Source organism: Shewanella sp. SM20 (assembly GCF_025654545.1).
GTDB lineage: Bacteria > Pseudomonadota > Gammaproteobacteria > Enterobacterales > Shewanellaceae > Shewanella > Shewanella oncorhynchi.
Genome location: NZ_JAKKRK010000001.1, coordinates 112788 through 137651 on the forward strand (window position 1 = coordinate 112788; position 24864 = coordinate 137651).

Below are 24864 nucleotides of genomic sequence, written 5' to 3' on the forward strand. Positions count from 1 at the left end.
TGCTCTCTATTTACCTTTTATTGCCAATCGCGCTCGTAGGCGCCAAGCGTAGTGATCTGACCCTCGGATACTTTCGCTAGGGCTTGTTCCCAATGGGGTTGATTTTGGCTTTGTGAGTACAGCGCTGGATTATTTAGATAGGTGTCTATGGCCTGACGCCATACTCGAGTGACTTGTTCAACATAGGCGGGGCTGCGTTGACGTCCTTCGATTTTCAGCGACACTATGCCAGCTTTGGCTAGCTCTGGAAGTAAGCTTAAGGTATTCAAACTGGTTGGTGATTCGAGTAAATATTGCGGCGAATCTTGATCTGCTGTGATGTAACGGCCTTTGCATACCACGGGATAACCCATTTGTTCGTCGAGGGCCGATTTATCAATTAACACATCGTTGAGCCGGGTTAATCTGTTCTGTCCTTCTTCTTGCCAGCGTACGTGTTTTGCTGGTGAACAAGATCCACCTGTGTTGGGCGATTGGCCCGTTACATAGGATGACAGCTGGCAACGCCCTTCGGCCATAATGCACAGACTACCAAAGGCGAATACTTCCAAATCCACAGGGCTGACTTTAGCAAGATCCCGTACTTGTTTCATGGATAACACCCGTGGCAATACTACTCGGGCGATGTTAAAGGCTTCCTTATAAAAGCTCAGCGCACCCAGATTGGTTGCACTGGCCTGCACCGATAAATGCAGTGGCAGGTTTGGATAGTGCCTATGGGCATAATCGAGTAAAGAAAGATCGGCGACAATTAATGCATCCATACCCAGTTTTGCCGCTAAATCGATAGCTTGATACCAACGATGCTCTTCACCGGGCTTTGGAAAAGTATTTAAGGTCAAAAAGATTTTTTTGCCGTGCTTTTGCGTCAGCTCAGTGGCTTCTTGCAATTTTGTGGGGGTGAAGTTTAATCCTGCAAACGAGCGCGCGTTGGTGTCGTCTTTTAACCCTAGATACACAGCGTCGGCTCCGGCATGTAATGCCGACTTTAGCGAGGCCAGATTTCCTGCTGGACACAACAGCTCCATAGTGATGCTCCCGATAAAATGATAGCCGCTGAGTGTAGGTAAGATTGAATGGCGATGAATTGATTTAAAACAGGTTTAAGATCATAAAATCCCGATAAACTGGGATATATCATGTTTTATTCTTGTAGGGTTCCCGCTATGTCCGCTGTTTTTTTCGCAAAATTTGCTCAGCAACTTTTAGAGTTCACCCCAAAAGCCATCGGCTTTCCCCTTGCTAAGATGCCGTTTAGCCTCAAAGCAAAAGCCATCAGCCAATTGCTTGAACTCTTACTTGCCGAGCAAGCTGCTGGCGATGAGCTTGGATTTTTGACGGATAAATGGGTCGCGATTCGAGTGGAAGATATAAACTTAGCCTTCGAAGTCAGTTTTAATGGCAAGTGGCAAGTCAGAGAGCTCACCAATGCGCAGGTGACCTTCAGTGCCAACTCTGCTGAGCTAGTGTTAGTGGCGGCGGCGAAGGAAGATCCCGACACGCTATTCTTCCAGCGTAAGCTGAGTATTCAAGGTGATACTGAATTAGGACTCGAAGTGAAAAACCTGCTGTTAAGTATCGAATTTGCCAGTATGCCAGCCCCAATTCGTCTTAGTGTTGAAAAGCTTGCCGCTGTGATTGAGCGTCTGCAAATTGAAGCGAAACCGACAATTATTCTCGCCAAATCACCAAGCTTTTAACGTTATTTAGTGAGACTACACACTGCTAATTCCATAAAGAAGCCCGCTAAGTTGTTATCTTAGTGGGCTTATTTTTATTTAAACTTTATTATATGGTTTGGCCAATGAGTTAGTAGCTTGCACTCAGTTGTAGTCCCGAGTAGCTCGAATAAGCGCGTAACATCACATGGTAAGTTCCCGCTTGAGTCACGGTAATCGAACAGCTTTCATTGTTCCCGTTTTTATAGGGACGGCAATCATAGCTGGTAGTCGTCGGGGCTGTACCTGCTTTAACATACAGGTCTACATCTCCAGTTCCGCCACTGGTGGCAATGTTGAGTTGGCTATTGGCAGGAACCACTATCTTATACAGTTTCTCTGTTGCCGTTGCCCCGCTTAAATTCGTGACAGGTACGCCATTGGTTAAGCAGTTTGCATCGGTGCAGCTTCCGCCACCATTCAGGTTATAGCTGGCTGTCAGTTGGGCATTGGCGTAATTATTATAGCCTTGCACCATCACATACCACCGACCCGCCGTAGGTGTGGTGAAATTACAGCTCTCGTTGTTGCCATTTTGATAGGGGCGGCATTGGTAGCTTGTTGTCGTCGGTTTTTGCCCTTGGCTGACATAAATATCCGCATCACCAGAACCACCCGCTAGATTGATCCCTAAACTTGCCGCATTGACTGGGACATCGATGTAGTAATACGTCGCAGAACCTGTGGCACCACTGATTGCGACACCCACATTATTTTGCAGTGGTGTTTCATCGACGGGACAATTATTGCCACAGCCACCATCATCGCCTGCGAGTGAAAAGAGTAATTTATTGGGTGAACCTGTTTTCGCGTCTGTAACTTTATTTGACGTGGCGCGCGTCGTAAGTAAGTTTGTCACCTGTGCGGGAGAGAGATTTGGATTTTCATCTAAGTATAATGCGGCAACGCCTGCCACATGTGGGGCTGCCATTGAGGTACCACTTATGGTATTAGTCGCTGAATTCGAGTTATACCAAGCGGACGTAATGCTCGAACCTGGCGCATAGATATCAAGGCAAGTCCCGAAGTTAGAAAAACTCGAGCGGGAATCGTTACTGGTGGTTGAACCAACCGTGATGGCATTTACCGCCCGTGCGGGTGAGTAATTACAGGCGCTGCTGTTGTCGTTACCCGCCGCCACTATGAAAGTGACCCCTGCGGCAACTGCGGCATTGACTGCATCATCAGTTGCTTGGGAGGCGCCGCCTCCTAAACTCATGTTTGCGACGGCGGGGCCGGAAGCATTGTTTTTCACCCAGTTTATCCCTGCAATCACGCCAGAGTTACTGCCTGAACCTGAACAGTTGAGTACTCTGACGCCCACAAGATTGACGTTTTTAGCCACACCGTAGGTAGCACCGCCAACAGTTCCTGCCACATGGGTACCATGGCCGTTACAGTCAGTCGCATCGTAATCATTATCCACAAAATCATAGCCACTGCTGGCGCGACCACCAAACTCATTGTGAGTATTAAGCACGCCAGTATCGATCACAAAGGCGGTTACACCAGAGCCGTCGAAATCCGTGTGATAGTTACTATCCAATGGCAAGTTTCGTTGATCGATTCTGTCTATGCCCCAGGTCGGACTCGGTTGATTGGCATTGGCTTCAACCATAGGCGTTACTGACATGATTTGATCTTGTTCTATGTATTTCACATTTGGATCTTTACGCAGTGCTTTAATCTGTTGGGCGCTGGCCTTGATGAGTACACCATTGAGCACATTGCCAAAGTTTTTCATCACAGTGACATCATATTGGTTGACTAAACTCTCGGCTTGTTTCGTCGCGAATTCAGCTATGGTGTTGTTATTACTTAGATTAAGAACGCTTGGGGTATTGAATACAACAATGTAAGTATCTTTGATGGCTTTAGATTGCGGGACACTTACCATACTCGCTTGGTATTCATTAGCGTTAACAGGGAAGTAAGCAAGTCCAGTTGCGACCGCGACTGCAATTAAATGTTTCTTATGCATGTTGAACTCCATTTTCTTTTTATGTCTCCACGGACTTCGAGACATAATTCAATGTAGAAGGTATTTTCAACCTGCCCAGTTTGATGATTAAGGTATACCTAATTCATAAGGTTAAAATGTAACACTTGATTTACAATTTGACCGTGGGTGACTTTTTACTTAGCTAAAGAGTGAGGTGTACAAATAAGCGTCAAAATAATAACTATTAGTCTATTAAAACAACCTAGTCTGTAAAAGTGGTGATTTATCAAGCGACATTTTGTCCGAATCATAAACTGTGCAGCAGCGATAAATTCCGTCTGCTACTTTTTTGACATTCACCGCTGAAAAGAAAGTCAGTCTAAAGTAGTGTTTTGACTAATGCTGAGATAAAGGCTTGGATTTAAGCGATTTAAAGGTTTTCCATACCGTTAAATGCATCTTTATTGTGATTTTTTATGCGGGTTGTTTTGCGCAGGTTATGGCAGGTATTAGAGCAGATGTGACCGAGAGGCATTATAGCCACTCGGTCAGGTGGCGTGATTAAGCTTTTTGCGTTAACACGGCAAATTTCACTAACAATTCGTCGTTAGATTCGACACGGTTTGGATCTGGGTCGATGCAATCAATGGGGCAGACAGACACGCAAGTCGGTTTGTCGTAGTGACCCACACATTCGGTGCAACGGTCTGGATCGATTTCATAGATCTCTTCGCCCATAGTGATAGCCTGATTAGGACATTCAGGTTCACACATGTCGCAATTGATGCAGCTATCGTCGATCAGTAGTGCCATGATCTTAACCTAGTTCATGTGGGTTGCGAGTATCCTGACCTTGGGGCAAGTTACGCAGCAAAATTCCGTGGCTCAAATCGACTTCTTTCGGCACGGGTAGATATACAGTGTGCCCCGAACCTAAACCGGCTTCAACCGCTTCAGCTTTGCGATTTTCGAGTTGTTCAATCGTCAAACTGATATTGCCCTGCGGTGTCATCAGTTCAACACTGTCGCCAACGGAGAACTTGTTTTTTACTTCAATTTCGGCCAATCCTGCAAGATTACGTTTGCCCGTCAGTTCACCTACAAATTGTTGGGTGTCACTAACTGAGTAGCCATAGTCATAATTTTGATATTCATCATGCACATGGCGACGTAAAAAGCCTTCGGTATAACCACGGTGGGCTAGGCCTTCTAATTGATTCATTAGACTGCGGTCGAAATCTTTACCCGATGAAGCATCTTCAATCGCGCGGCGATACAGTTGTGCGGTACGGGCAACGTAATAGAAGGACTTAGTGCGGCCTTCAATTTTGAGCGAGTCTATGCCCATTTTAGTCAGGCGCTCAACGTGCTGAATGGCCCGTAAGTCTTTAGAGTTCATGATATAAGTGCCGTGCTCATCTTCGAAGGCGGGCATGTATTCGCCGGGGCGATTGGCTTCCTGTAGTAGGTAAATTTGATCTGTGGGAGCGCCTGCGCCTAAGGTCGTTGGCGTTTCAATTTGCACCGGATTTGGCATGGCAATGATGTCACCGCTGTCATTTTGCTGGGCTTCGTGTACATCGTATTTCCAGCGACAAGCATTAGTGCAGGTGCCTTGGTTAGGATCGCGTTTATTGATATAACCTGAGAGTAAACAACGGCCTGAATACGCCATACACAGGGCGCCATGCACAAACACTTCAAGCTCGATATCGGGGCAGCGCTGACGAATTTCTTCTATTTCATCTAAAGACAATTCGCGTGACAGGATCACGCGTTTGATGCCTTGGGTTTGCCAAAACTTGACCGAGGCCCAGTTGATGGCATTCGCTTGCACGGATAAATGCACCACTTGATCAGGAAACGCTTCACGCACCATCATGATTAAACCGGGATCGGACATGATCAGTGCGTCAGGCTTCATCGCCACTACGGGTTCCATGTCCTTGATATAGGTTTTTAGCTTGGCATTGTGGGGCGCGATATTGCTCACCACATACAGCTTTTTACCGAGTGCATGGGCTTCTTCAATCCCAGTGGCAAGGTTTTCCATTTTAAAGTCATTGTTACGTACCCTTAGACTATATCTTGGCTGACCGGCATACACTGCATCTGCACCATAGGCAAAGGCGTAGCGCATGTTCTTTAAGGTTCCAGCTGGAGACAGCAGCTCAGGTTTAAACATAATCACTCTCAAATGGGTTAATAAATGACGCGGTGCGCGGGGGCGGCATTTTACACAATGAAAGTAGGGGTATGCAAATTGCCTTAGTTAACTTTAGCAGTACTTCACATTTTACGAATATAGTGAGTTTTACTTAGATCGACTGGAGCGGAATATTTCAACTTGAGTGATGATTGAGGTCGATGATCAAGACAGATAATTAAGGCAAAATTGATAACGCAATCATACAATTTATTAACGTCCGTTGCTTTTTTCTACGTATCTAATGACAGCCAGCTGATATACTCCAACTATCCAATGTTCATGTTTACAGATTGATGGGAGCTAAGATGTCTACCGAACATCTACTGTTAGTCAGTTTATTAAAAAAACTAAAAGATGATGCCTTAGTGCTACCGACCTTGCCTGAAGTGGCGATGCGGGTGCAAGAAGTGGTCGGACGCTCCGATGCGAGCCTTAAACAAGTGGCGGAAGTGATCGGTCAAGATGCTGCGATTTCTGCGCGTATTATTAAGGTCGCCAACAGCGCGCTATATAGCCGAGGCGTGCCCGCTGAAAGTATTAACAGTGCGGTTTCTCGTATCGGTTTAATTCAGATTAAAAGCATTGCCACTTCGGTGGCGATGGAGCAATTATTCATTTCCACCAATGAAATGGTGTGGGAAGTCATGGACGAAGTGTGGCGTACCTCAATCGATGTAACCGCTGCGTCTTGTGCCATGCTGCAGATGTACAATAAGCGCCATTCAACCAGCCGGTTAAATTTTGATACCTTAACCTTAGCTGGACTCGTGCATAACATTGGCGCCTTACCTGTATTAACAGAAGCGGAGGCGCATCCCCATTTATTCACTAGCATTGATCAATTACGCGCGCTCGTACGTAAAATGCAAGGGCCTTTGGGTCGTGCTGTTTTGAAAAGTTGGGATTTCTCTACCGAAGTGATGGAAGTGGTTGAGCGTTGGGCTGATTTACCTTATCTACCCGATCATGTCACCTATCTTGACTTTATTCGTGCAGCGGCCTTTTATACCGGTGAATTGCGAGCGGGCACTGAACTAGAGCAACGTCTCGGTGTGTTTGTCGCCCGTGGATTACCTGTGACGACCGATGATTTAGCCAGTGATGAGTTTATGGATAAATTCCATTCAATTAGAGAAAGTTACCAATAATCGTTAGGCCTAAATGGAATTCAAATGGCGCTGATATCTTTTATCGTGTCATTTGAGAAAAAGCTTACGTGGTATGGCAGAGGCCAAGGTATGTTCGTAATCGGGTTAGTTGTCGCTTCTCTCGCTTTATTGATATTTTCATTGTATATCCTGCAGGCAAAATACAGATCTTTACGGTCGCAGCAAAAATTCTTAGCACAGCTTTGTACCCAGCTAGAGCAGCAAAAGGTTGAACGCCAAGCTTTAGACATTGGCATCGTCCCCCAAGCGTTTGCTCCTCTCTACCATACTTTAAATGAATTATTAAAGGCGTTACCGGCAAGTGTGGGTAAGGATAAGCTAACAGGACTAGTTAATCGTGTCGGCTTGAAACGTACTCTTACTGGCATGATGCCGCTGACTCAAGGGACATTAGTGCTAATTGATATTTATCGATTTCGCTATGTGAATGATCTCTTTGGTTTTGTATTTGGCGATATCCTGCTGAAGCAATTTGCAGAACGCTTAAACAGCTTAAGTTTATCCCCAAGGTTAATCGCACGGCTCAATGGTGATGAATTTTGCCTATATTACGAGCAAGCGTTGACTGAGGAGCAATTAGTCCATTTGAGAGGCCGTTTGCAGGTGCCTTTTAGCATTAAGAACACGCCAGTCAGCGTTAAACTTCAAATCGGTTGTGTGCATTTACAAGAACACCACGCCGATACGAGCCAGATGTTACGTCGCGTCGATTTGGCGCTGAAGAAAGCCCGCCACTCTCGTAGCGCGATTGCTTACTATGCCGAGAATGATGATATTCAACAGTTAAGAGAACTGAGAATTATCGATAGCTTGCCCAAAGGTTTACAACGCAATCAAGTGTATATGGTGTATCAAGCGAAACAGGATATTGCGACGGGACGGTGTTTTCAGGTTGAAGCCTTGATGCGCTGGGAGCACGACGAGCTTGGGGTTATTTCTCCTGGCGAGTTTATCCCCTTAGCCGAATATGCTGGCATGATTGATTTAGTGAGCCAATGGGCACTCGACCAAGTGTTAGCGCAGCAGGCAAAATGGCGCGCGGCAGGAATACAATTGTGCGTCGCAGTCAATCTATCAACACGGGATCTCGATAGTGAAACCTTGCCCCAAGAAATTGCGGCGAGATTAGCTTATTACCAGCTTCCACCCGAATCTTTAATGATTGAAATTACCGAGAGTACTTTAATGGCGGATTTAACTAAGGCGGTCGAAACCTTAGATAAAATTCGTGCGTTAGGGGTTAGGCTCGCGATTGATGATTTTGGTACCGGTCATTCTTCATTGGCTTATTTGAAGCATCTACCCGTTAATGAAGTCAAAATCGATAAAGCCTTTTTAAAGGATCTCGAGCAAGATAAACCATCGGAATATATCCTCGAAGCCAGTATTAATATTGCCAAAAAACTCGGTTATGAGGTAACTGTTGAAGGAATTGAAACGCTTGAGATTAGAGATAGGTTAGTGGCTATGGGGGTTGATACTATACAAGGTATGTATTACGCGAAGCCCATGAGTGCCGCTGAACTCGAAATGAACTGGGCCCAACTACATAATACAATCTAAACTTTGTGCTCATTAAAGTAAGCGCTCGTTAAATCAAATGTTCGTCAAATAAAATGCTCGTTAAATCAAGAGTATTAAGGCTTGCAGCCGAGCCTTAATACTGTCCAGTTATCGTTATTTGAGTTGTACTTCTTTGAGTGATTTTTGTTGCCTTTGCTGATGTCGAAATAAGCTCAGGAAATCGCGCGTGTACTTGTATGTAAGAGTATTAGCTTTGTTCGCTTGAAAGAAAACCCTGACTTAATACGGCGATTAAATCTGCCGGCATAGGCGCTAATTGGCGGGCTTGATTCATACACACCATTTCAATGGTTGCCGTAACAGCAGGCTTTTTACCCTGCGGGCGCCAAATCTCCTGCTGCCACACAGTGCGATACTTGCTCTCAAAGTAAAATTTAGTGCGAACATCGATAATATCGGCAAATTCCACCCCCTCATGGCACAACATATCGCTACGATACACAGCAAAACCCAGTTGGTTTTGTTGCCATAATGCACTTAAACGCTCAGCACCAATCACATGCTCACGGGCTCGCTCGAAGTATTTCAAAAAGTTGGGGTGATACACCACGCCAGAAAAATCAGTATCTTCATAGTAGATTTGCACTGGGAAAGAAAAGGTCGGGCTAAATTGCGGCATGGGGTACGGCTATTCTAGATAGTTTTATTGCGCAATAGTTTAGCGGCTTATCTCTTAAAACAAAACCTCTAATGCGGAGAGACAAAAGCGCTGTTAAGGGAAATGTGCAGGCTACTTTAGGTCGGCAACGGCTGGACATGATTGACAATGTGACGACTGAAATAGTTATTAGATTCGATTATGTGACGTTTTTCTGCTTATAGATAAAATGCTTGTTACCCAAAAAATATCACGCTAATCAGGCAGTAAAATCACACTATCGTGCCTAATTCATTAATCCCTTCCTATACTGATAACTGCAATCCCTTTCTTACGTTGATTTGCTAGGTTGAGAGCTTTATATGAGCGAAATTAAAAAATCAGAAATATTGACAGAGAGTGGCACAAATGAACTCGAAATTATTGAGTTTCATCTACATAAGACACTTCCTAACGGTGGCCATAAGGTGTGCCATTACGGTATTAATGTCGCCAAAGTGAGAGAAGTGATTAGGGTGCCAGAAACGTCAGATTATCCCAATGCCCAGCGGCACATGGTTGGGGTGTTCTCGCTGCGAGAAAAGTTGATCCCTTTGGTCGATCTTGCCGGTTGGCTCGGAATATCGACACCAGAGGATTTAACCCACAAAGTGGTCATAGTGACTGATTTTAATAAGATGATTAATGGGTTCTTAATCGATAGTGTTCGTAGCATCCATAGAGTGTCGTGGGAGCAAGTTGAATCGCCGAGTCAATTTTTAGAAGCGGGTGAAAATGATTGTGTCGTTGCCGTAGTGCGCCGTGATGGCATGCTCATTATGATATTGGATTTTGAGAAAATTATTGCTGACATTAATCCTGAACTGAGTATGGATAAGTACGATGTCACGCTCGATAGAAGTGTACTGATCAATGATAAAATGCTGGCGAAACGTGAAGCGAAAACGATTTTAATTGTCGATGATTCCGCTTTTATTCGTAAGATGATCGAAAATACCCTTCGCAGCGCAGGTTACAACATTATCACAGCCAAAGATGGTGGTGATGCTCTTGAAATGCTAATGGAATTTGAGAATCTTGCTGACCAAGATAATGCTTCTATCTCTGATTTTGTCAGCGCCATTATTACGGATGTTGAGATGCCTCGCATGGATGGCATGCATTTGGTGAAACGCTTAAGAGAATCCAAGGCGTATCGACAAATGCCAATTGTGATGTTTTCCTCTTTAATGAGTGAAGATAACCGCGCAAAGGCGATGGCATTAGGTGCTAACGATACCATTACTAAACCAGAAATTGGTCGTATGGTCGGTATGATAGATAAATACGTATTCGAAGAGTAATGCCATTTCATTTAGCGGCGATATTTGAATATGGGGTATTCGAGTCATCGCTATCAACGTCTTTAGTGATTCTTCAATGACAAACCATATCAAAGTAAAAAGCCATATTCACCGAGGCGAATATGGCTTTTTTGTAGGGTAAACGTTGTTTACTAGCGAATGATCATTTGATCGCGCTCTGGTCCAACAGAAACCATGCTAACGCGTACACCCATTAAGTCTTCAATACGTTCAACATATTGTTGTGCGGCGACTGGTAGGCTTTCGAAGGTGCGACAACTAGTAATATCTTCGCTCCAGCTTTGCATTTGCTCATACACTGGGCTTAACGCAGCAGTTTGTGGCCAAATTGGGTTCTCAGTGTGTTCACCAGCATAGGCAACACAGATTTTCAGATCTTTCATGCCAGAAAGACAATCAATCTTAGTCAGGGCAATTTCGGTTGCTGCTTGTAGCTCAACACCATTACGGGTGGCAACAGCATCAAAATATCCCATGTCACGTGGACGGCCTGTCGTTGCACCAAACTCGTTGGCATTTTCGCGGAAGGCGTCTTGCTCTTCCATTGCGGTCACTAACGTACCTGTGCCGACTGATGAGCTAAAGGCTTTTGCGACAGCAATTACGCGCTCTGGACGCAGAGCTGGTAAACCGCTGCCGATACCCGCGTAAGCCGCAGTCACGTTTGAAGATGTGGTATAAGGATATTCGCCGTAGACTAAGTCGCGGCCAGCACCTAATTGCGCTTCAAACAGTAAGCTCGCATCTTGTTTTTGTAATGCTTTTAATGGCTCTGTCACGTTACAAATAAACGGACGCCAAGGTGCCGTCACTTCTAATAACCATGCGGTCATTTCGGCGGCGGTTTGATTAAAATCGCAACTTGGATAAAGTGCTTTTAACTGTGGCAATTTCCAGTCGAGCATAAATTGAATACGCTCTTGCAGCACTTCAGGTTGGTTTAACCAGCCGACTAAAATGCCTTTTTTCATCACGCGATCGCCATAGGCTGGTGCAATCCCTTGACGGGTTGAACCATAGGCGAGGTCGCCAAGACGTTGTTCTTCTAAGGTATCTTCTAATGCATGTAGAGGTAAGCACAAGGTAGCACGGTCAGAAATGCATAATTTGACTTCAATGCCAGCCGCTTGCACTTCAGCAATTTCTACACTGAGTTTTTCAGGGCTGATCACCATGCCAGGGCCTAAAACTGCAACGCAGTTAGGGTTGAAAATGCCACTTGGTAATTGGTGTAATTTAAAGGTGCCATAGTCGTTGACGACGGTATGGCCAGCGTTGTTACCACCTTGAAAGCGAATACTGGCAGCGGCATCCGCGGCTAAATAATCTACGATGCGGCCTTTGCCTTCATCACCCCAATTTGCACCCACAACCACGATCGACGGCATAACAACATCTCCTCATTGATTAAGACGCTATGCTAGACCCGTCATTTGAATAAGAGAAATTAATTATGGTTATCATCCCAATAAGAATTTCATATATCATTGGCTATAATTAACGCTAATACATAGTAAAAGGGGGTTTTATGCTCGATATCCATTGGTTAAAGACCTTCGTGACTTTGGCTGAATACAAGCATTTTGGGAAAGCGGCCACAGCGCTGCACATGACGCAGCCCAATGTTAGCTTGCATATTAAGCAGTTAGAGCAAAGCACTCGAGTCAAGTTGATTGACCGTAATCCCTTTCGATTAACGCAAGCGGGATTTCGCCTGTTAGAGAGCAGTCAGAAGACGTTAATGGAGCTACAAATTTGTCAGGCGGATCTCAATGCGATTAATGACCTTAGCCAAGGCACCTTGACCATTGCCGCCAGCGATATTATCTCGCGGTTATTGTTAATCCAGCCGTTTCAGCTCTTTAAGGCGGAGTTTCCGGGAATAGATTTCTCACTGCTCAACACAACCTCATCACAAGCCTCTGAATTGGTGAAAAATGCCGAGGCAGATTTAGGGTTTGTGATTGCGCAGAAGGAAAGTCAGCCACTGCATTTTACTGAGCTACAACAGATTAAATGGTGTGCAATCGGAGATAATTTACAGCAATGGCAGCAGGCAAAACCCTCTGTGGACACGCCCTTAGCCGAGCAACCGACGTTGATTTTATTAGGACACGATACGCGAACCCGCGAATTGTTAGATCCCGCATTGCCGTCGCTGAACTTATCGAATTACAGAATAATGGAAGTCGGCAGTGTTGACGCGCAAATCGATTGGGCTGAGGCGGGATTTGGTGTGGCTATCGTACCGGAATTTTCGGTTTACACTAAGGCGAATCTCACCACTAAAGTCACTCCTCTACCGCAATTCCCTACAACGAGTTTAGGTTATATTGTGCGCCAGAATCAGATCCTGTCGAAGGCTATTAAGCAGCTGTTATATTGGGTAAATCAAGAGATCATTCGCTCGCAGCGGTAATCTATCATTCGCTCGTAGTAATAGGCGATTAGTCAGCGACTAAGAGCAGTTTGTCGTATTGGCCTGTGGCTTTTAGCTGTGATAAGCCAGCGTCGAGTTGGGTCGCTAAGGTTTGTGCTTGCGGATTTCCTTTCGAGAAGGCCAAAAAAATATCGCTGCTGTGGTTAGCAAATGCAGGAATAATCTCATCATCTACCCCCATTTTTTTCAGGTTTTCCTTGGCGACTAAGTCGAACATCAAGGCGGCATCTATGCGACCAATCAACAATAAATTGATGAGCTGTTGTTGGTTGGCGACGGTGACGATATTGAGCTGTTGCTGTTTAACTAATGTGGGAAACTCATCGCCATATTCATAGCTTTTAATCACGCCGATAACGGTGCCTTTAGGTAGCGCCCATTTATTGTCTGCCAGAATAGGTTTTTGTTTCTTTTGATAAAAAGAAGCCGTGGCGATAAATAATGGGGTGTTTCCAAAGATGAAGCGTTGCTCAGTACTGTTCTCGCGGGTGACGTTAAACACCCCATCAACTGCACCTTTTTCCGCCATCATTAAGGCGCGGGAGTAGGGTACAACTAAGCTATTCACTTCAATATGCGACTGTTTAAATGCGGCTTGGATTAAACGATGGGAAATACCTTGACCAAACTGATTGGCGAAAGGTGGCCAACTGTCTTCTGCAGCTAAGGTTATGGCTTGAGGTTGCGATTCTGCTGGTATTGCATTGCTTTCTTTAGCGAGTGCCATGTTACAAATAATGGATACGAGCAATAAAACGATGCTAAGTATCAATGCTGACGGCAAATTTAATGCCTGCTGCATCCTGAGCTTCATTCTGTTCCCTGCGCGCATTTTGCTTCCATCTCCTCGCTTAATATATGGCTTTTATAGCATAAAGAATTATATCTAGACTAATGATTTGAATATTAATTACTGATAGTTAGTCCTTTTGTGATGTTAATAGGATATTTTAACAACCTCAGTTTACTGTGTGCGGGTTTATTATTTTTATGTACTGTGTTTAAGGGGAATTTTACGCTGGGTAACACATGAACTGGCTTAGCTTTCTTGCTAATACCAATCGTACTAAATATCTGTTCATTCAGCGGGAGTTCAACGCGCTTTAGACAAGGCGAAGGCTTGAAGGCATAGTGGTGCTCTGTTCAGCCGCCCTTCGGGAGCCTCACAGGCATCCCACTCCCGTGTTGCATTGACTTAAAAGGGAATAACCATTTCTGCGTCAATGCGCCTTGGATTGAGATGCCTGTGAGGCTCTGAACTGATTAGATATTTAATGTGATTGGTATAAGTAGAAGAAATTGAAATGGATAAGTTTCAATGTTGCCATCAAACGAATCGCTAAATTGTTTAGTGAGGTTCGTTTGATGGTGATGTGTGTTGATCTTAGCTGCGCTATTTGACCTTAGTGGCTTGCATAGTAAACCAAGTCTTGTAGGGCTGATATTTGTCATAGCACCAATGGAATAGGGTGCTGTAGAAGAAGAAAAAGATCAAAAAAACCGCTTCTAAGCCCATGGCTGCCAACCAACCTATCTGTAGAAACCAGGCGATGGTCGGTATGCTAATGAAAATAAGTCCCCCTTCAAATCCAAAGGTATGCAGTATTCTGGTTTTCAAAGTGCGTTGCTCTCGATTTGCCCCAAATACCCTGTCGAATCCTAGGTTGTAGAAGTAGTTCCATACCACGGTATAAAGACTCAAAGCGATACCTACTATGACAAGTTCACTGGTTCCCTTGCCTGATATTAGGGCAGAAACGGGGATAATAATAGCGAGTGCAATCGCTTCAAAGAGTAAGGCGTTAAAGATACGTTCTGTCGTTTTCATGGCTATTTCCCATTCATTTAATGTGACTATGGCCATAATTTTATCTAGTATAAGGATAAGTTATAGTTAGATAGTATCGGTAAAAACGATATGTTTAGTCTCGAACAACTCGAAGCCTTTATGGAAACCGTAGAATCGGGTTCATTTTCGAATGCTGCAAGGCAACTTAAGAAAGCACAATCCGTGATTAGCCAGCATGTGATGAATCTTGAAATTGACTGTGGGGTTGAGTTATTTGACCGTTCGGGTCGTTATCCAGTATTAACGGCCGAAGGTAGTAAATTACTGCCCTACGCAAGAGCGACGATTCTTCAACATCGTAGGCTCAAACATACCGCCTTATCGCTCTTCAGTAGTCAATCTTCAGAAGTGTGCCTTGCGATGGATGAAGGCATTCCGATACAGAGAATATCTGAAATTATTCGGTTGTTAGAAGGTGATTTTCCTAATATCGAACTCGAGTTTCTCAGTGCCTCAAGTATAGACATTATCGACATGGTGCATTCGGGAAGAGCATCTACAGGATTGATTTTTAGTGAATTATCTATGCCAAGTAGTATAGATTTTGAGAGTATTGGGGTGATTCAATTCGATCTTTATGTGGCGAGTTCGCATCCCTTAGCAAAATCAGTTGCACCGAACATGGACTCATTGCGACTGTATCGACAATTACTCATCCGCTCACGGAATACTAAAACCAGTAGTTTTCAGCAGGCGTTCAGTCCTGATGTTTGGTATGCCGATAACTATTACGTGTTATTGGAGCTCGCATTACAGGGCCATGGTTGGTGTCTGTTGCCCGAGCACATGGCGTCCAGTTCAGTTTTATCGGGTAACTTAACTCGCGTCCCCATAGAATTTGAGCAGATAGGCTGGTATGCAAACGTCGATGTGATCCAGCATCAAGATAAAAGTAGCCTGCCATTATTGAAACGACTCAGACAACTGTTTAGAGAACTCTTGGTTGGACAGAAGTAAATGGTTGGACAGAAATAAAGCAAAGCATAAATAAAACCCCAGTTAAGTGAGTACTCTACTGGGGTTTAGTTTTTGTGGATCAGGATTAGTGGATCAGGATTAGTGAATCAGGATTAGTGAATCAGGATTAGTGAATCAGGATTAGTGAATCAGGATTAATTATTACGCGGAAAGTTAGCCAGCACTAGTTCGGCCACTTTGCGCAGTTCATTCGGGCAAATTCCACTGGTCGCTTGTACGGCCATACCTTGCAATACAGTGCCTATATAACGGGCAAGCAGCAGGGGATCGGCGTCAGCGGGCAAATCACCTTCATCTTTGGCGCGTTGCAGTCGTTCGCACAGGGCTATTTCACCGTCACGGCGACGATTAATCAAAGTATCTTTAATCGCTTGCCCTGCTTCACTACAGGTGAGTGCCCCTTGAACAATTAAACATCCCTGTGGATGGCTTTTATCCACCAAAGAGCTTGCCGCACCGAGTAGCATTGACTCGATAACCTGATAGGCTGTTTTCTGTTCCAGTGCTGGGTAGAAAAATGCACAGGGGCGCTGTTCATATAATTCTATCGCTTTGAGAAATAACTGTTCTTTATTACCGAAAGCGGCATAAAGGCTAGGTTTATTAATGCCCATAGCTTGGGTGAGATCGGTTAACGATGTACCTTCAAAACCTTTGAGCCAGAAGACTTCTAAGGCTTTTGCTAATGCATCGTCAGTGTCAAAAGCTCGTGGGCGACCAACACAGGGCGTCTGGGTGACGGTTGACATCATTAGGCTCCTCAATTCTCAATTGCCCCTAGGATAGACATGGGTTTAGTCCCTGTCCAGCCACACTTGCCACCTATGACGGACTTAGGGGGATATGTCTACTTAGTCATTCAAGGTGTCACCTAAGTTCAGCATGGTATCTGTGTTAGTCAGTGTCTGCTTCAATATTCATCAAAATGCTTTGCAGTTCAAACTCGTAGCCTTTTGCCTCTGGACGCATTGCCTGCCTAGGGTAAGTGCACACTTTTAATTAAATACCGTTCGGTACATAAATTTGTTGACAGCATCATTTTACGCTATATATTACCGTCCAGTACAGAATATTTTTTACCAGTCGGTATTTAATTGATTTGTAACACAGCTGCATGTGTGTGTGTGGTTCGAACAGCGTGAAATGCCCGCCACTTTGAGGATAGTAATATGATGAGTAACAAACCTTTACGAATAATGATGTTAACGGCTGTGGCTGCTTTCGTCCTTTCTGCTTGTGGTGAGCAAACAGCGCAGCAGGGACCTGCACCGAGTGCGCCTAAGGTGGATGTCGCTCAGGTATTACATGAGCGAGTCACCGAATGGGATGAGTTTACCGGTCGTTTACAGGCGCCAGAAAGTGTCACCCTTATCCCGCGGGTGTCGGGCTATATAGACTCAGTAAATTTTAAAGAAGGCGCCTTAGTGAAGAAAGGCGAAGTGTTATTTCGCATCGATCCAAGCGTGTTTGAAGTGGAAGTGGCCCGGTTAAAAGCAGATCTTGCTAGCGCACTCTCTGCAGAGCAACTGGCCACTAATGATTTTGAACGGGCACATAAATTATTTGACCAAAAGGCGGTCTCGGCCGAATTACTCGATACCCGTGAGTCGAACAAACGTCAGACTGCAGCCGCAGTCGCTTCGCTGAAAGCAGCACTCATGCGCGCCGAGCTTGATTTAGCTTATACCCAAGTACAAGCGCCGATTGATGGCCGAGTATCCTACGCCAACGTCACTGCGGGTAACTATGTCACCGCAGGGCAGAGTGTGCTGACCAGCTTAGTCTCTACCGCCAGCATGTATGCCTATTTTGATGTGGACGAGCAAACCTACCTTAAATACGTGAAGTTGACTGCGCAGAACAAACGTAACGATCCTCGTGCTGGCGATAATCCTGTGTACATGGCTTTAGCCAATGAGCGCGATTATCACCATATTGGCATGGTCGACTTTGTGGATAATGCGATGGATAAGCAGACGGGTACTATTCGAGTTCGTGCGACTTTTGACAATGAAGACAATAACCTATTGCCAGGCTTGTTTGCGCGTCTTCGTACTGCGGGCAGTGGCGCCTATGAGGGGATCTTGATTGACGATAAAGCGGTTGGCACAGATCTCAATAATAAGTTTGTGCTGGTCGTCGGTCATGATGGCACGGTCGAATATCGCGGTGTGACCTTAGGCGAAAAAGTCCAAGGACTGCGCATTGTAACCCAAGGCTTGATGGCCGAAGACAAGATCGTCGTCAACGGTATGCAACGCGTTCGTCCTAAGATGCAAATTGAGCCAAACATAGTGGACATGGTCGACAGCGACAAGCTCGAGGCGCTACGCCAAGCCCAGTTAATACTCGATAAAAACCAAGAGCATTTGACGGCGCAAGCGGTCGAAACGGCGAGCCGCGGTTAAGGAATCACACACTATGTTGTCGCAATTTTTCATTAAAAGACCGATATTTGCAGCCGTGCTGTCATTGCTGTTTCTTATCACGGGGGCGATTGCCGTTTGGCAGTTGCCTATCACCGAATATCCAGAGGTAGTGCCACCAACGGTAGTGGTCACTGCTAATTATCCTGGCGCAAATCCTAAAGTGATTGCCGAAACAGTGGCTTCACCGCTGGAGCAGGAAATCAACGGCGTCGAAGACATGTTGTACATGTCATCGCAGGCGACGTCCGATGGACGTATGACCTTGACTATCACCTTTGCGATTGGCACGGATGTGGATAAGGCTCAAACCCAAGTGCAGAGCCGAGTCGATCGTGCTATGCCCCGTCTGCCGCAGGAAGTACAACGTCTTGGTATAGTCACCGAAAAATCATCGCCGGATCTCACCATGGTGGTGCATTTGTTATCGCCGGATAACCGTTACGACATGTTGTATCTGTCTAACTATGCGGCGCTAAACGTCAAAGACGAGTTAGCGCGGATTAACGGTGTCGGCGCTGTACGTTTGTTTGGCGCCGGCGAATACAGCCTGCGAATTTGGCTCGATCCGAATAAAGTCTCGGCGCTGGGTTTATCGCCAGCGGACATTATTGCCGCCGTTCGTGAGCAAAACCAACAGGCAGCAGCGGGCAGTTTAGGCGCGCAGCCCAGTGGCAGTGCTGACTTTCAACTTTTAATTAACGTGAAAGGCCGTTTAACTGAACTGTCTGAATTTGAAGATATCATCATCAAAGTTGGTCAGAATGCTGAGGTGATCCGCCTAAAGGATGTTGCCCGCATCGAGTTGGGTGCAACGAGTTATGCGCTGCGCTCTTTACTCGATAATAAGGATGCGGTCGCTATTCCTGTATTCCAAGCATCGGGCTCTAATGCGATTCAGATTTCCGACGATGTACGCGCCAAAATGGCAGAGCTGTCTAAAGGATTCCCTGAAGGACTCGAATACGAAATCGTTTACGACCCAACAGTGTTCGTGCGTGGCTCGATTGAAGCTGTGGTAAAAACCCTGCTCGAAGCCGTGTTACTGGTGGTGTTGGTGGTGGTGCTATTCCTGCAAACTTGGCGCGCATCGATTATTCCGCTGGTGGCCGTGCCTGTGTCTTTGGTCGGTACCTTTGCCTTTATGCATTTGCTCGGTTTCTCGTTAAATGCCTTGTCGCTATTCGGGCTGGTGCTCGCCATCGGGATTGTGGTTGACGATGCCATCGTCGTGGTCGAAAACGTCGAGCGTAATATTGCCGCAGGATTAAGCCCAGTTGCGGCAACACAAAAGGCGATGAAGGAAGTGACTGGCCCGATTGTGGCAACCACCTTAGTGCTGGCGGCGGTGTTTATTCCAACGGCGTTTATGAGCGGTTTAACCGGGCAGTTCTATAAACAGTTTGCCTTGACTATTACTATCTCGACCTTTATCTCGGCGATTAACTCACTCACTTTGAGTCCGGCATTATCGGCGCTGTTACTCAAGAGCCATGATGCACCTAAGGACGGCTTAACCCGTCTAATGGATAAGTTGTTTGGTGCTTGGTTATTTGTGCCTTTTAATCGTTTATTTAACCGTGCATCCGATGGTTATGGCTGGTTAGTGCGTAAGGTGATCCGTTTTGGCGGCATTATTGGCCTAGTGTATTTAGGCATGGTGGCGTTAACGGGTGTGCAATTTGCCAATACACCAACGGGTTATGTACCCGGCCAAGATAAACAGTATTTAGTGGCCTTTGCTCAGTTGCCCGATGCGGCATCCCTTGAACGTACGGATAGTGTGATCAAAAAGATGTCTGAGATTGCGCTAAATCACCCCGGAGTAGCGCACTCGATTGCCTTCCCTGGCCTTAGCATCAACGGTTTTACCAATAGTCCTAACTCAGGCGTGGTGTTTGTTGCGCTCGATGATTTTGACTTGCGTACCAGTCCTGAACTGTCGGCGAATGCCATTGCAGGACAATTGAATCAGCAATTTGCTGCTATTCAAGACGCGTTTATTGCCATCTTCCCGCCGCCACCTGTGCAAGGCCTCGGCACCATAGGAGGGTTCCGTCTGCAAATTCAAGACAGAGCCAACCTTGGTTATGAGGCCTTGTATCAGGTGACCCAACAAGTGATGTACAAGGCGTGGGCCGATCCTCAGTTAGCTGGCGTTTTCTCTAGCTATCAAGTGAACGTGCCACAACTTGAACTGGATATCGATCGGACTAAAGCGAAACAGCAGGCAGTGTCGCTCGATCAAATTTTCCAGACATTACAAACCTATATGGGCTCGACCTATGTCAACGACTTCAATCGTTTCGGTCGAACCTATCAGGTGAATATGCAAGCCGACGAGGCGTTCCGTCAAAGTCCGCAGCAGATCAGTCAGCTAAAGGTGCCGAATCTGAATGGTGACATGATCCCGCTAGGTTCGTTCATCAACGTCAGCCAAAGTTCAGGCCCAGACAGAGTGATGCACTATAACGGTTTCACGACCGCTGAAATCAACGGTGGTCCAGCGCTCGGAGTGAGTACCGGCCAAGCGCAGGCGGCGATTGAGAAAATTTTGGCTGAAACGTTACCTAATGGTATGACTTATGAGTGGACCGAGCTGACCTATCAGCAAATTCTCGCGGGCAATACGGGTCTTTTGGTTTTCCCGCTGGTGATCATCTTAGTGTTTATGGTGCTAGCCGCCCAGTACGAGAGCTTAAGCCTGCCATTGGCGATTATCTTAATCATCCCAATGACACTGCTCTCGGCGCTCAGTGGTGTGCTGATTTACGGTGGCGATAATAATATTTTCACCCAAATTGGTCTGATAGTGCTGGTGGGGCTCGCAACTAAAAACGCTATCTTGATTGTCGAGTTTGCAAAGGAGAAACAAGATCACGGTATGGCACCTATGGAGGCGATATTAGAGGCTGCAAGATTACGTTTACGTCCTATCTTGATGACATCTATCGCCTTTATTATGGGAGTGGTGCCTATGGTGTTCTCCACTGGTGCGGGCGCCGAGATGCGCCAAGCCATGGGCGTGGCAGTATTCGCCGGTATGATTGGGGTGACTGTATTTGGTCTTATCCTAACGCCGCTGTTTTACTATGCCTTAGCAAAGAGAGGCGGTAAAAAAGCCGATGAGCATAAAGAGATAACCGTCGGTTAAGCTTGTTTTCTAGTTGAAAAATACATGAAAGGTCTACATTGAGTAGGCCTTTTTTGTTTATTCACGGCGAGAGCGATTAGATTTGACTATCTTTAGCTGGGGTTAATTAACATTAGGTCAATTGATGCTTAGTGATGGTATTCCTCGCTAGGTTAAAACTAAAACCAGAAATGAGGAATATCGTTGGTATTTTCTGGATCATCAATAAGAAACAATGAATAACTATTACCAGACCATTCTGTTAGCTTATAACTTATTGCCACTTGAGCGCGTCATTATCACAGAATGATTAGAATGGTTACTGTTTTACGACTTTTCTATATAATTTGAAGATTATTCAATACATTAGTAATGTACAATGCTAGATGAATCTAGAACGTTTTTTTACGCAGAACTCAGCTAAGGTACTTGTTGGCCTTGCATCACTATGCCCGAGGTAACGGATGATCCTATATCGCGTTTTATATGCGTTAGTACTTTGCGTTTTGATCTATTTCACGCCTCAAGTAATGGCTGCTGAACTCAATATTAATGTAGTAGATCTGCAACAACAGGCCATTGCCGATACTGTTGTGGAGCTGATCTCTGTAGTGATGCCCGATAATGCGATACCTGTCGAGCATTATGAAATGTCGCAAAAAAATCGAACCTTTATCCCCTTTGTGCTGGCGGTGCCTAAAGGTGCAAAGGTGGATTTTCCCAACTTAGATCGTACTCGCCACCATGTGTATTCTTTTTCAGAAGCTAAACCTTTCGAACTTAAATTGTATGTGGGTCAGGCCGAAGCGCCGATTCAGTTCGATAAACCCGGTTTGGTCGCGCTTGGCTGTAATATTCACGATTATATGCAGGCATTTATCTATGTGGCAGATAGCCCTATTGTCGCGGTGACGGACGAAAAAGGTGAGATCCAGTTTAAGGGACTTATCGCCGGTCAATATAAAGTTAAGCGCTGGCATCCATGGCAGAAGGCGGCATCAGAGCCAACGGATTTACTGATAGTTAATGGCCCTAATCAACTCAGCCTGCCCTTAGACATTGAGCGTCAAGCTAAACCGTCGGCTCCGCCGTCGGGATTTGGTCACTACGATTCTGAAGGTAAGCCATTACATGCTAAATAGTTTTCGCGCTCGGCTGATTTTAGTTTTCTTTATTGTGCTGACGTTGGTGCAATTTGCCACGGCATTTTCCGTGTTGACAGCGACCGAAAAAGATAACTTTTTACAGCAACAGAAAAGCCTCGATATTGGCGCGAATGTGTTTCTTGAAGTGTTATCGAATCGCGGTATTCAGCTCAGTCAAAGTTTGTCCGTACTCAGTGCCGATTTTGGTTTTAAGCGCGCGATTGCTACTGGTGAGCAAGAAACCATTGAGTCAGTGTTATCTAATCATGGATCTCGTATTGGTGCCGACGCCGCTGTATTGCTATCACCTAAAGGGGAGCTCTTGACCTCGAGTTTGCCTGGACTCACTCAGGATGATATTCAATCCTTATTTAATATGACCACCAGCAATCATAATGCGTTAGCTATCCTTAATTTTGATCATGCTAGCTATCAGTTTGTGCTGCAGCCGGTGAAGGCGCCGACCTTAATCGCTTGGGTTGGCATGGGGTTTCTATTAGATGAGAAGGTCGCCCAACAAGCTAAAGCCATTACGGGCATCGATGTGAGTTTTGTCAATCAGGCAACGGGCCGCACTGAAATTGCTTCAACCTTATCAGATAATGAAAAGTTAAGCGTAATTGAGCAGGCGAGCTTATTGCCTAGCTTGCTGAAAATGCCTAGTGAAAGTATTCCCGTAGATCATCTGTCTATGGGCATCAAACTTTATGATCACAACGGCAGCCAATTAGCGCTACTACATCAATCAAACCTTAAGTGGCAGCAAAGTTATCAGCAACTACGCAATAATATGCTGCTGATTTTTGCTTTGACCTTAGCACTGGCGATTGCGATTGCGATTTGGTTGTCGGGCAGTTTGACTGAACCTGTGCATCAACTAGTGAATTATGCCCGCAAAATCGGTCAAGGTAAGCAGCCTGCCAATATTCAAGGTGCGCCAGCAGAGCTTAGGGTGTTGGCTAAGAGTTTATCTTTAATGCGCGATGATATTGAAGCGCGGGAAAAGGATTTAGTCTACCAATCTCGCCACGATAGCTTGACAGGTTTACTCAATCGTTTTGCCGCAAAACAGCATTTGGCGGATCTGAACGATAAATTATCCGGTGCTATGGTGTTGTTAGATATTAAACATTTCCGCCATATCAACGATATTATTGGTTTTGCCAACGCCGATACTTTATTACTGCTTTTTGCTCGTCGCTTAGAGCAATTAGCACCGACACCGGATTTACTGGCGCGTTTAGACGGTGACTCATTTTTACTTCTGTATAGTCAAGGTATTCGCCCCGAACATTTACTGAAGTCATTGGATATGCTGGAGTCTCCCTTTCCAATCCAAGGCTCAAATATTTCTCTTACCGTGCGTGCGGGATTACTTGAAATCGATGGTAATGGTGCTGATATCGATGTATTGGTGCGCCGCGCCGAAATTGCCCTCAATCAAGCCTGTCTCGAAGAGCAACGCATCGTCAGTTATCGTCAAGGCGCCGATGAAAAGTATCAGCGTGAGCTGACGATTATCCGTGATTTGCCTATAGGTTTAGCGCAAAACCAATTGTATTTAGTGTTCCAACCTAAAGTGGATTTACGCCTAAACCAGTGCACTGGCGCCGAGGCATTGATCCGCTGGCAACATCCTACGCTAGGGTTTATTCCGCCCGATGAATTTATCCAACTGGCTGAAAATTCAGGCAATATTGATATTGTTAGCCAGTGGGTATTGAAGCAGGCAATTCAGCAATTAGTGACATGGCAGCGGCGGGGTATAGTGCTAAAACTGGCTATTAACCTGTCGGCCCATGATTTAGTCGATACTCGCTTACCAAATCAAATCGCCATTTTACTGAAAGACAATAATCTGCCAAGCGGTGCACTCTGTATCGAAGTCACTGAAGGCGCCGTGATGAAAGATGCACAGACTGTGGTGAGTGTATTACAGCGATTCCGTGACATGGGCGTGTCTGTTGCCATTGATGATTTTGGCACAGGTCATTCATCATTAGCCTATTTGAAAATTTTACCTGTTAATGAGGTGAAAATTGATCGCAGCTTTATCAAAGACATGCTCACGGATAGCCAGGATGTGATGATAGTCGATACGAGTATTAAATTGATCCATGGCTTAGGTTTTACCGTAGTAGCCGAAGGCGTTGAAGAACAAGAAGGTGTTGAGATATTGCGTAATCTTGATTGCGATATCATTCAAGGTTACGTGTTTTCGAAACCCTTAAAAGCGGCTGAATTTGATCTGTGGTTCGAGGCGTTTAACCATCCAAATACTTCTGATGCATAAGCGCGTTTACTCAAGT

General features: G+C 45.4%; 19 protein-coding genes. 10 read left to right on the forward strand and 9 right to left on the reverse strand.

Annotation, left to right across the window (positions count from 1 at the left end):
* Positions 1 to 17: 17 nt before the first annotated feature.
* The gene (locus tag L5M18_RS00525) at positions 18 to 1028 is read right to left on the reverse strand and encodes a peptidase U32 family protein (protein WP_263195686.1); all 1011 of its coding nucleotides are present in this window, start codon (positions 1026 to 1028) and stop codon (positions 18 to 20) included.
* 138 nt (positions 1029 to 1166) lie between these two features.
* On the opposite strand from L5M18_RS00525, the gene L5M18_RS00530 reads away from it, so the two are divergent.
* Complete coding sequence (locus L5M18_RS00530; RefSeq protein ID WP_105251724.1) at positions 1167 to 1700, forward strand: SCP2 domain-containing protein; 534 nt, start codon at positions 1167 to 1169, stop codon at positions 1698 to 1700.
* 109 nt (positions 1701 to 1809) lie between these two features.
* On the opposite strand, the gene L5M18_RS00535 is transcribed toward L5M18_RS00530, so the two are convergent.
* From L5M18_RS00535 to yegQ, 3 genes are all read right to left on the reverse strand, one after another.
* A complete protein-coding gene (locus tag L5M18_RS00535) occupies positions 1810 to 3699 on the reverse strand; it encodes a S8 family peptidase (RefSeq protein ID WP_263195687.1) in 1890 nt (629 codons plus the stop codon).
* A 522-nt stretch (positions 3700 to 4221) separates the two neighbouring features.
* A complete protein-coding gene (locus tag L5M18_RS00540; RefSeq protein WP_006082676.1) occupies positions 4222 to 4473 on the reverse strand; it encodes a YfhL family 4Fe-4S dicluster ferredoxin in 252 nt (83 codons plus the stop codon).
* 4 nt (positions 4474 to 4477) lie between these two features.
* Positions 4478 to 5845 (reverse strand): tRNA 5-hydroxyuridine modification protein YegQ, encoded by a 1368-nt coding sequence (yegQ, locus tag L5M18_RS00545; RefSeq protein WP_263195688.1) that lies wholly within the window; start codon positions 5843 to 5845, stop codon positions 4478 to 4480.
* Positions 5846 to 6174: 329 nt separating this feature from the next.
* On the opposite strand from yegQ, the gene L5M18_RS00550 reads away from it, so the two are divergent.
* Positions 6175 to 7017 carry an HDOD domain-containing protein gene (locus L5M18_RS00550; RefSeq protein ID WP_131523262.1) on the forward strand — a complete coding sequence of 281 codons (843 nt, stop codon included), beginning with the start codon at positions 6175 to 6177 and terminating at the stop codon, positions 7015 to 7017.
* Between the two features lie 90 nt (positions 7018 to 7107).
* Positions 7108 to 8601, forward strand: a complete 1494-nt coding sequence (locus tag L5M18_RS00555) for a putative bifunctional diguanylate cyclase/phosphodiesterase (RefSeq protein ID WP_263195731.1) — start codon at positions 7108 to 7110, stop codon at positions 8599 to 8601.
* Positions 8602 to 8809: 208 nt separating this feature from the next.
* On the opposite strand, the gene L5M18_RS00560 is transcribed toward L5M18_RS00555, so the two are convergent.
* Positions 8810 to 9241 carry a thioesterase family protein gene (locus tag L5M18_RS00560; protein WP_263195689.1) on the reverse strand — a complete coding sequence of 144 codons (432 nt, stop codon included), beginning with the start codon at positions 9239 to 9241 and terminating at the stop codon, positions 8810 to 8812.
* Positions 9242 to 9582: 341 nt separating this feature from the next.
* Here L5M18_RS00560 and L5M18_RS00565 point away from each other — a divergent pair, with 341 nt between their 5' ends.
* Positions 9583 to 10563, forward strand: a complete 981-nt coding sequence (locus L5M18_RS00565; RefSeq protein ID WP_028761419.1) for a chemotaxis protein — start codon at positions 9583 to 9585, stop codon at positions 10561 to 10563.
* A gap of 152 nt (positions 10564 to 10715) precedes the next feature.
* Here the strand turns inward: L5M18_RS00565 and L5M18_RS00570 are convergent, their stop codons facing one another.
* Complete coding sequence (locus L5M18_RS00570) at positions 10716 to 11972, reverse strand: adenylosuccinate synthase (protein WP_113939327.1); 1257 nt, start codon at positions 11970 to 11972, stop codon at positions 10716 to 10718.
* 140 nt (positions 11973 to 12112) lie between these two features.
* Here L5M18_RS00570 and L5M18_RS00575 point away from each other — a divergent pair, with 140 nt between their 5' ends.
* Complete coding sequence (locus tag L5M18_RS00575; RefSeq protein WP_028761417.1) at positions 12113 to 13003, forward strand: LysR family transcriptional regulator; 891 nt, start codon at positions 12113 to 12115, stop codon at positions 13001 to 13003.
* Positions 13004 to 13031: 28 nt separating this feature from the next.
* On the opposite strand, the gene L5M18_RS00580 is transcribed toward L5M18_RS00575, so the two are convergent.
* Together L5M18_RS00580 and L5M18_RS00585 are read right to left on the reverse strand one after the other, a co-directional pair.
* Positions 13032 to 13856 carry a substrate-binding periplasmic protein gene (locus L5M18_RS00580; protein WP_263178740.1) on the reverse strand — a complete coding sequence of 275 codons (825 nt, stop codon included), beginning with the start codon at positions 13854 to 13856 and terminating at the stop codon, positions 13032 to 13034.
* A 561-nt stretch (positions 13857 to 14417) separates the two neighbouring features.
* Entirely contained in the window at positions 14418 to 14852 is a 435-nt protein-coding gene (locus tag L5M18_RS00585; RefSeq protein ID WP_006086899.1) for a PACE efflux transporter, read from the reverse strand.
* 90 nt (positions 14853 to 14942) lie between these two features.
* Between L5M18_RS00585 and L5M18_RS00590 the strand changes: the two genes are divergently transcribed.
* On the forward strand, positions 14943 to 15830 hold the full coding sequence (locus L5M18_RS00590) for a LysR family transcriptional regulator (protein WP_263195690.1): 888 nt from the start codon (positions 14943 to 14945) through the stop codon (positions 15828 to 15830).
* A gap of 155 nt (positions 15831 to 15985) precedes the next feature.
* On the opposite strand, the gene L5M18_RS00595 is transcribed toward L5M18_RS00590, so the two are convergent.
* Entirely contained in the window at positions 15986 to 16603 is a 618-nt protein-coding gene (locus tag L5M18_RS00595) for a TetR/AcrR family transcriptional regulator (protein ID WP_198572928.1), read from the reverse strand.
* Positions 16604 to 17020: 417 nt separating this feature from the next.
* On the opposite strand from L5M18_RS00595, the gene L5M18_RS00600 reads away from it, so the two are divergent.
* The 4 genes from L5M18_RS00600 (at position 17021) to L5M18_RS00615 (ending at position 24848) form a co-directional block, all read left to right on the forward strand.
* The gene (locus tag L5M18_RS00600) at positions 17021 to 18259 is read left to right on the forward strand and encodes an efflux RND transporter periplasmic adaptor subunit (RefSeq protein ID WP_263195691.1); all 1239 of its coding nucleotides are present in this window, start codon (positions 17021 to 17023) and stop codon (positions 18257 to 18259) included.
* A 13-nt stretch (positions 18260 to 18272) separates the two neighbouring features.
* Entirely contained in the window at positions 18273 to 21431 is a 3159-nt protein-coding gene (locus tag L5M18_RS00605) for an efflux RND transporter permease subunit (protein WP_263195692.1), read from the forward strand.
* A 443-nt stretch (positions 21432 to 21874) separates the two neighbouring features.
* Positions 21875 to 22552 carry a methylamine utilization protein gene (locus L5M18_RS00610; RefSeq protein ID WP_263195693.1) on the forward strand — a complete coding sequence of 226 codons (678 nt, stop codon included), beginning with the start codon at positions 21875 to 21877 and terminating at the stop codon, positions 22550 to 22552.
* Positions 22542 to 24848: a GGDEF domain-containing phosphodiesterase gene (locus L5M18_RS00615; protein ID WP_219234648.1), complete on the forward strand. Its 2307-nt coding sequence runs from the start codon at positions 22542 to 22544 to the stop codon at positions 24846 to 24848. Before L5M18_RS00610 ends, L5M18_RS00615 begins: the two co-directional genes overlap by 11 nt.
* The last annotated feature ends 16 nt before the right edge of the window (positions 24849 to 24864 follow it).

Coding starts and splice junctions, on each gene's coding strand:
- L5M18_RS00525 (WP_263195686.1), bottom strand. CDS start 1,028: ATGGAGCTGTTGTGTCCAGCAGGAAATCTGGCCTCGCTAAAGTCGGCA.
- L5M18_RS00530 (WP_105251724.1), top strand. CDS start 1,167: ATGTCCGCTGTTTTTTTCGCAAAATTTGCTCAGCAACTTTTAGAGTTC.
- L5M18_RS00535 (WP_263195687.1), bottom strand. CDS start 3,699: ATGCATAAGAAACATTTAATTGCAGTCGCGGTCGCAACTGGACTTGCT.
- L5M18_RS00540 (WP_006082676.1), bottom strand. CDS start 4,473: ATGGCACTACTGATCGACGATAGCTGCATCAATTGCGACATGTGTGAA.
- yegQ (WP_263195688.1), bottom strand. CDS start 5,845: ATGTTTAAACCTGAGCTGCTGTCTCCAGCTGGAACCTTAAAGAACATG.
- L5M18_RS00550 (WP_131523262.1), top strand. CDS start 6,175: ATGTCTACCGAACATCTACTGTTAGTCAGTTTATTAAAAAAACTAAAA.
- L5M18_RS00555 (WP_263195731.1), top strand. CDS start 7,108: ATGTTCGTAATCGGGTTAGTTGTCGCTTCTCTCGCTTTATTGATATTT.
- L5M18_RS00560 (WP_263195689.1), bottom strand. CDS start 9,241: ATGCCGCAATTTAGCCCGACCTTTTCTTTCCCAGTGCAAATCTACTAT.
- L5M18_RS00565 (WP_028761419.1), top strand. CDS start 9,583: ATGAGCGAAATTAAAAAATCAGAAATATTGACAGAGAGTGGCACAAAT.
- L5M18_RS00570 (WP_113939327.1), bottom strand. CDS start 11,972: ATGCCGTCGATCGTGGTTGTGGGTGCAAATTGGGGTGATGAAGGCAAA.
- L5M18_RS00575 (WP_028761417.1), top strand. CDS start 12,113: ATGCTCGATATCCATTGGTTAAAGACCTTCGTGACTTTGGCTGAATAC.
- L5M18_RS00580 (WP_263178740.1), bottom strand. CDS start 13,856: ATGCGCGCAGGGAACAGAATGAAGCTCAGGATGCAGCAGGCATTAAAT.
- L5M18_RS00585 (WP_006086899.1), bottom strand. CDS start 14,852: ATGAAAACGACAGAACGTATCTTTAACGCCTTACTCTTTGAAGCGATT.
- L5M18_RS00590 (WP_263195690.1), top strand. CDS start 14,943: ATGTTTAGTCTCGAACAACTCGAAGCCTTTATGGAAACCGTAGAATCG.
- L5M18_RS00595 (WP_198572928.1), bottom strand. CDS start 16,603: ATGATGTCAACCGTCACCCAGACGCCCTGTGTTGGTCGCCCACGAGCT.
- L5M18_RS00600 (WP_263195691.1), top strand. CDS start 17,021: ATGATGAGTAACAAACCTTTACGAATAATGATGTTAACGGCTGTGGCT.
- L5M18_RS00605 (WP_263195692.1), top strand. CDS start 18,273: ATGTTGTCGCAATTTTTCATTAAAAGACCGATATTTGCAGCCGTGCTG.
- L5M18_RS00610 (WP_263195693.1), top strand. CDS start 21,875: ATGATCCTATATCGCGTTTTATATGCGTTAGTACTTTGCGTTTTGATC.
- L5M18_RS00615 (WP_219234648.1), top strand. CDS start 22,542: ATGCTAAATAGTTTTCGCGCTCGGCTGATTTTAGTTTTCTTTATTGTG.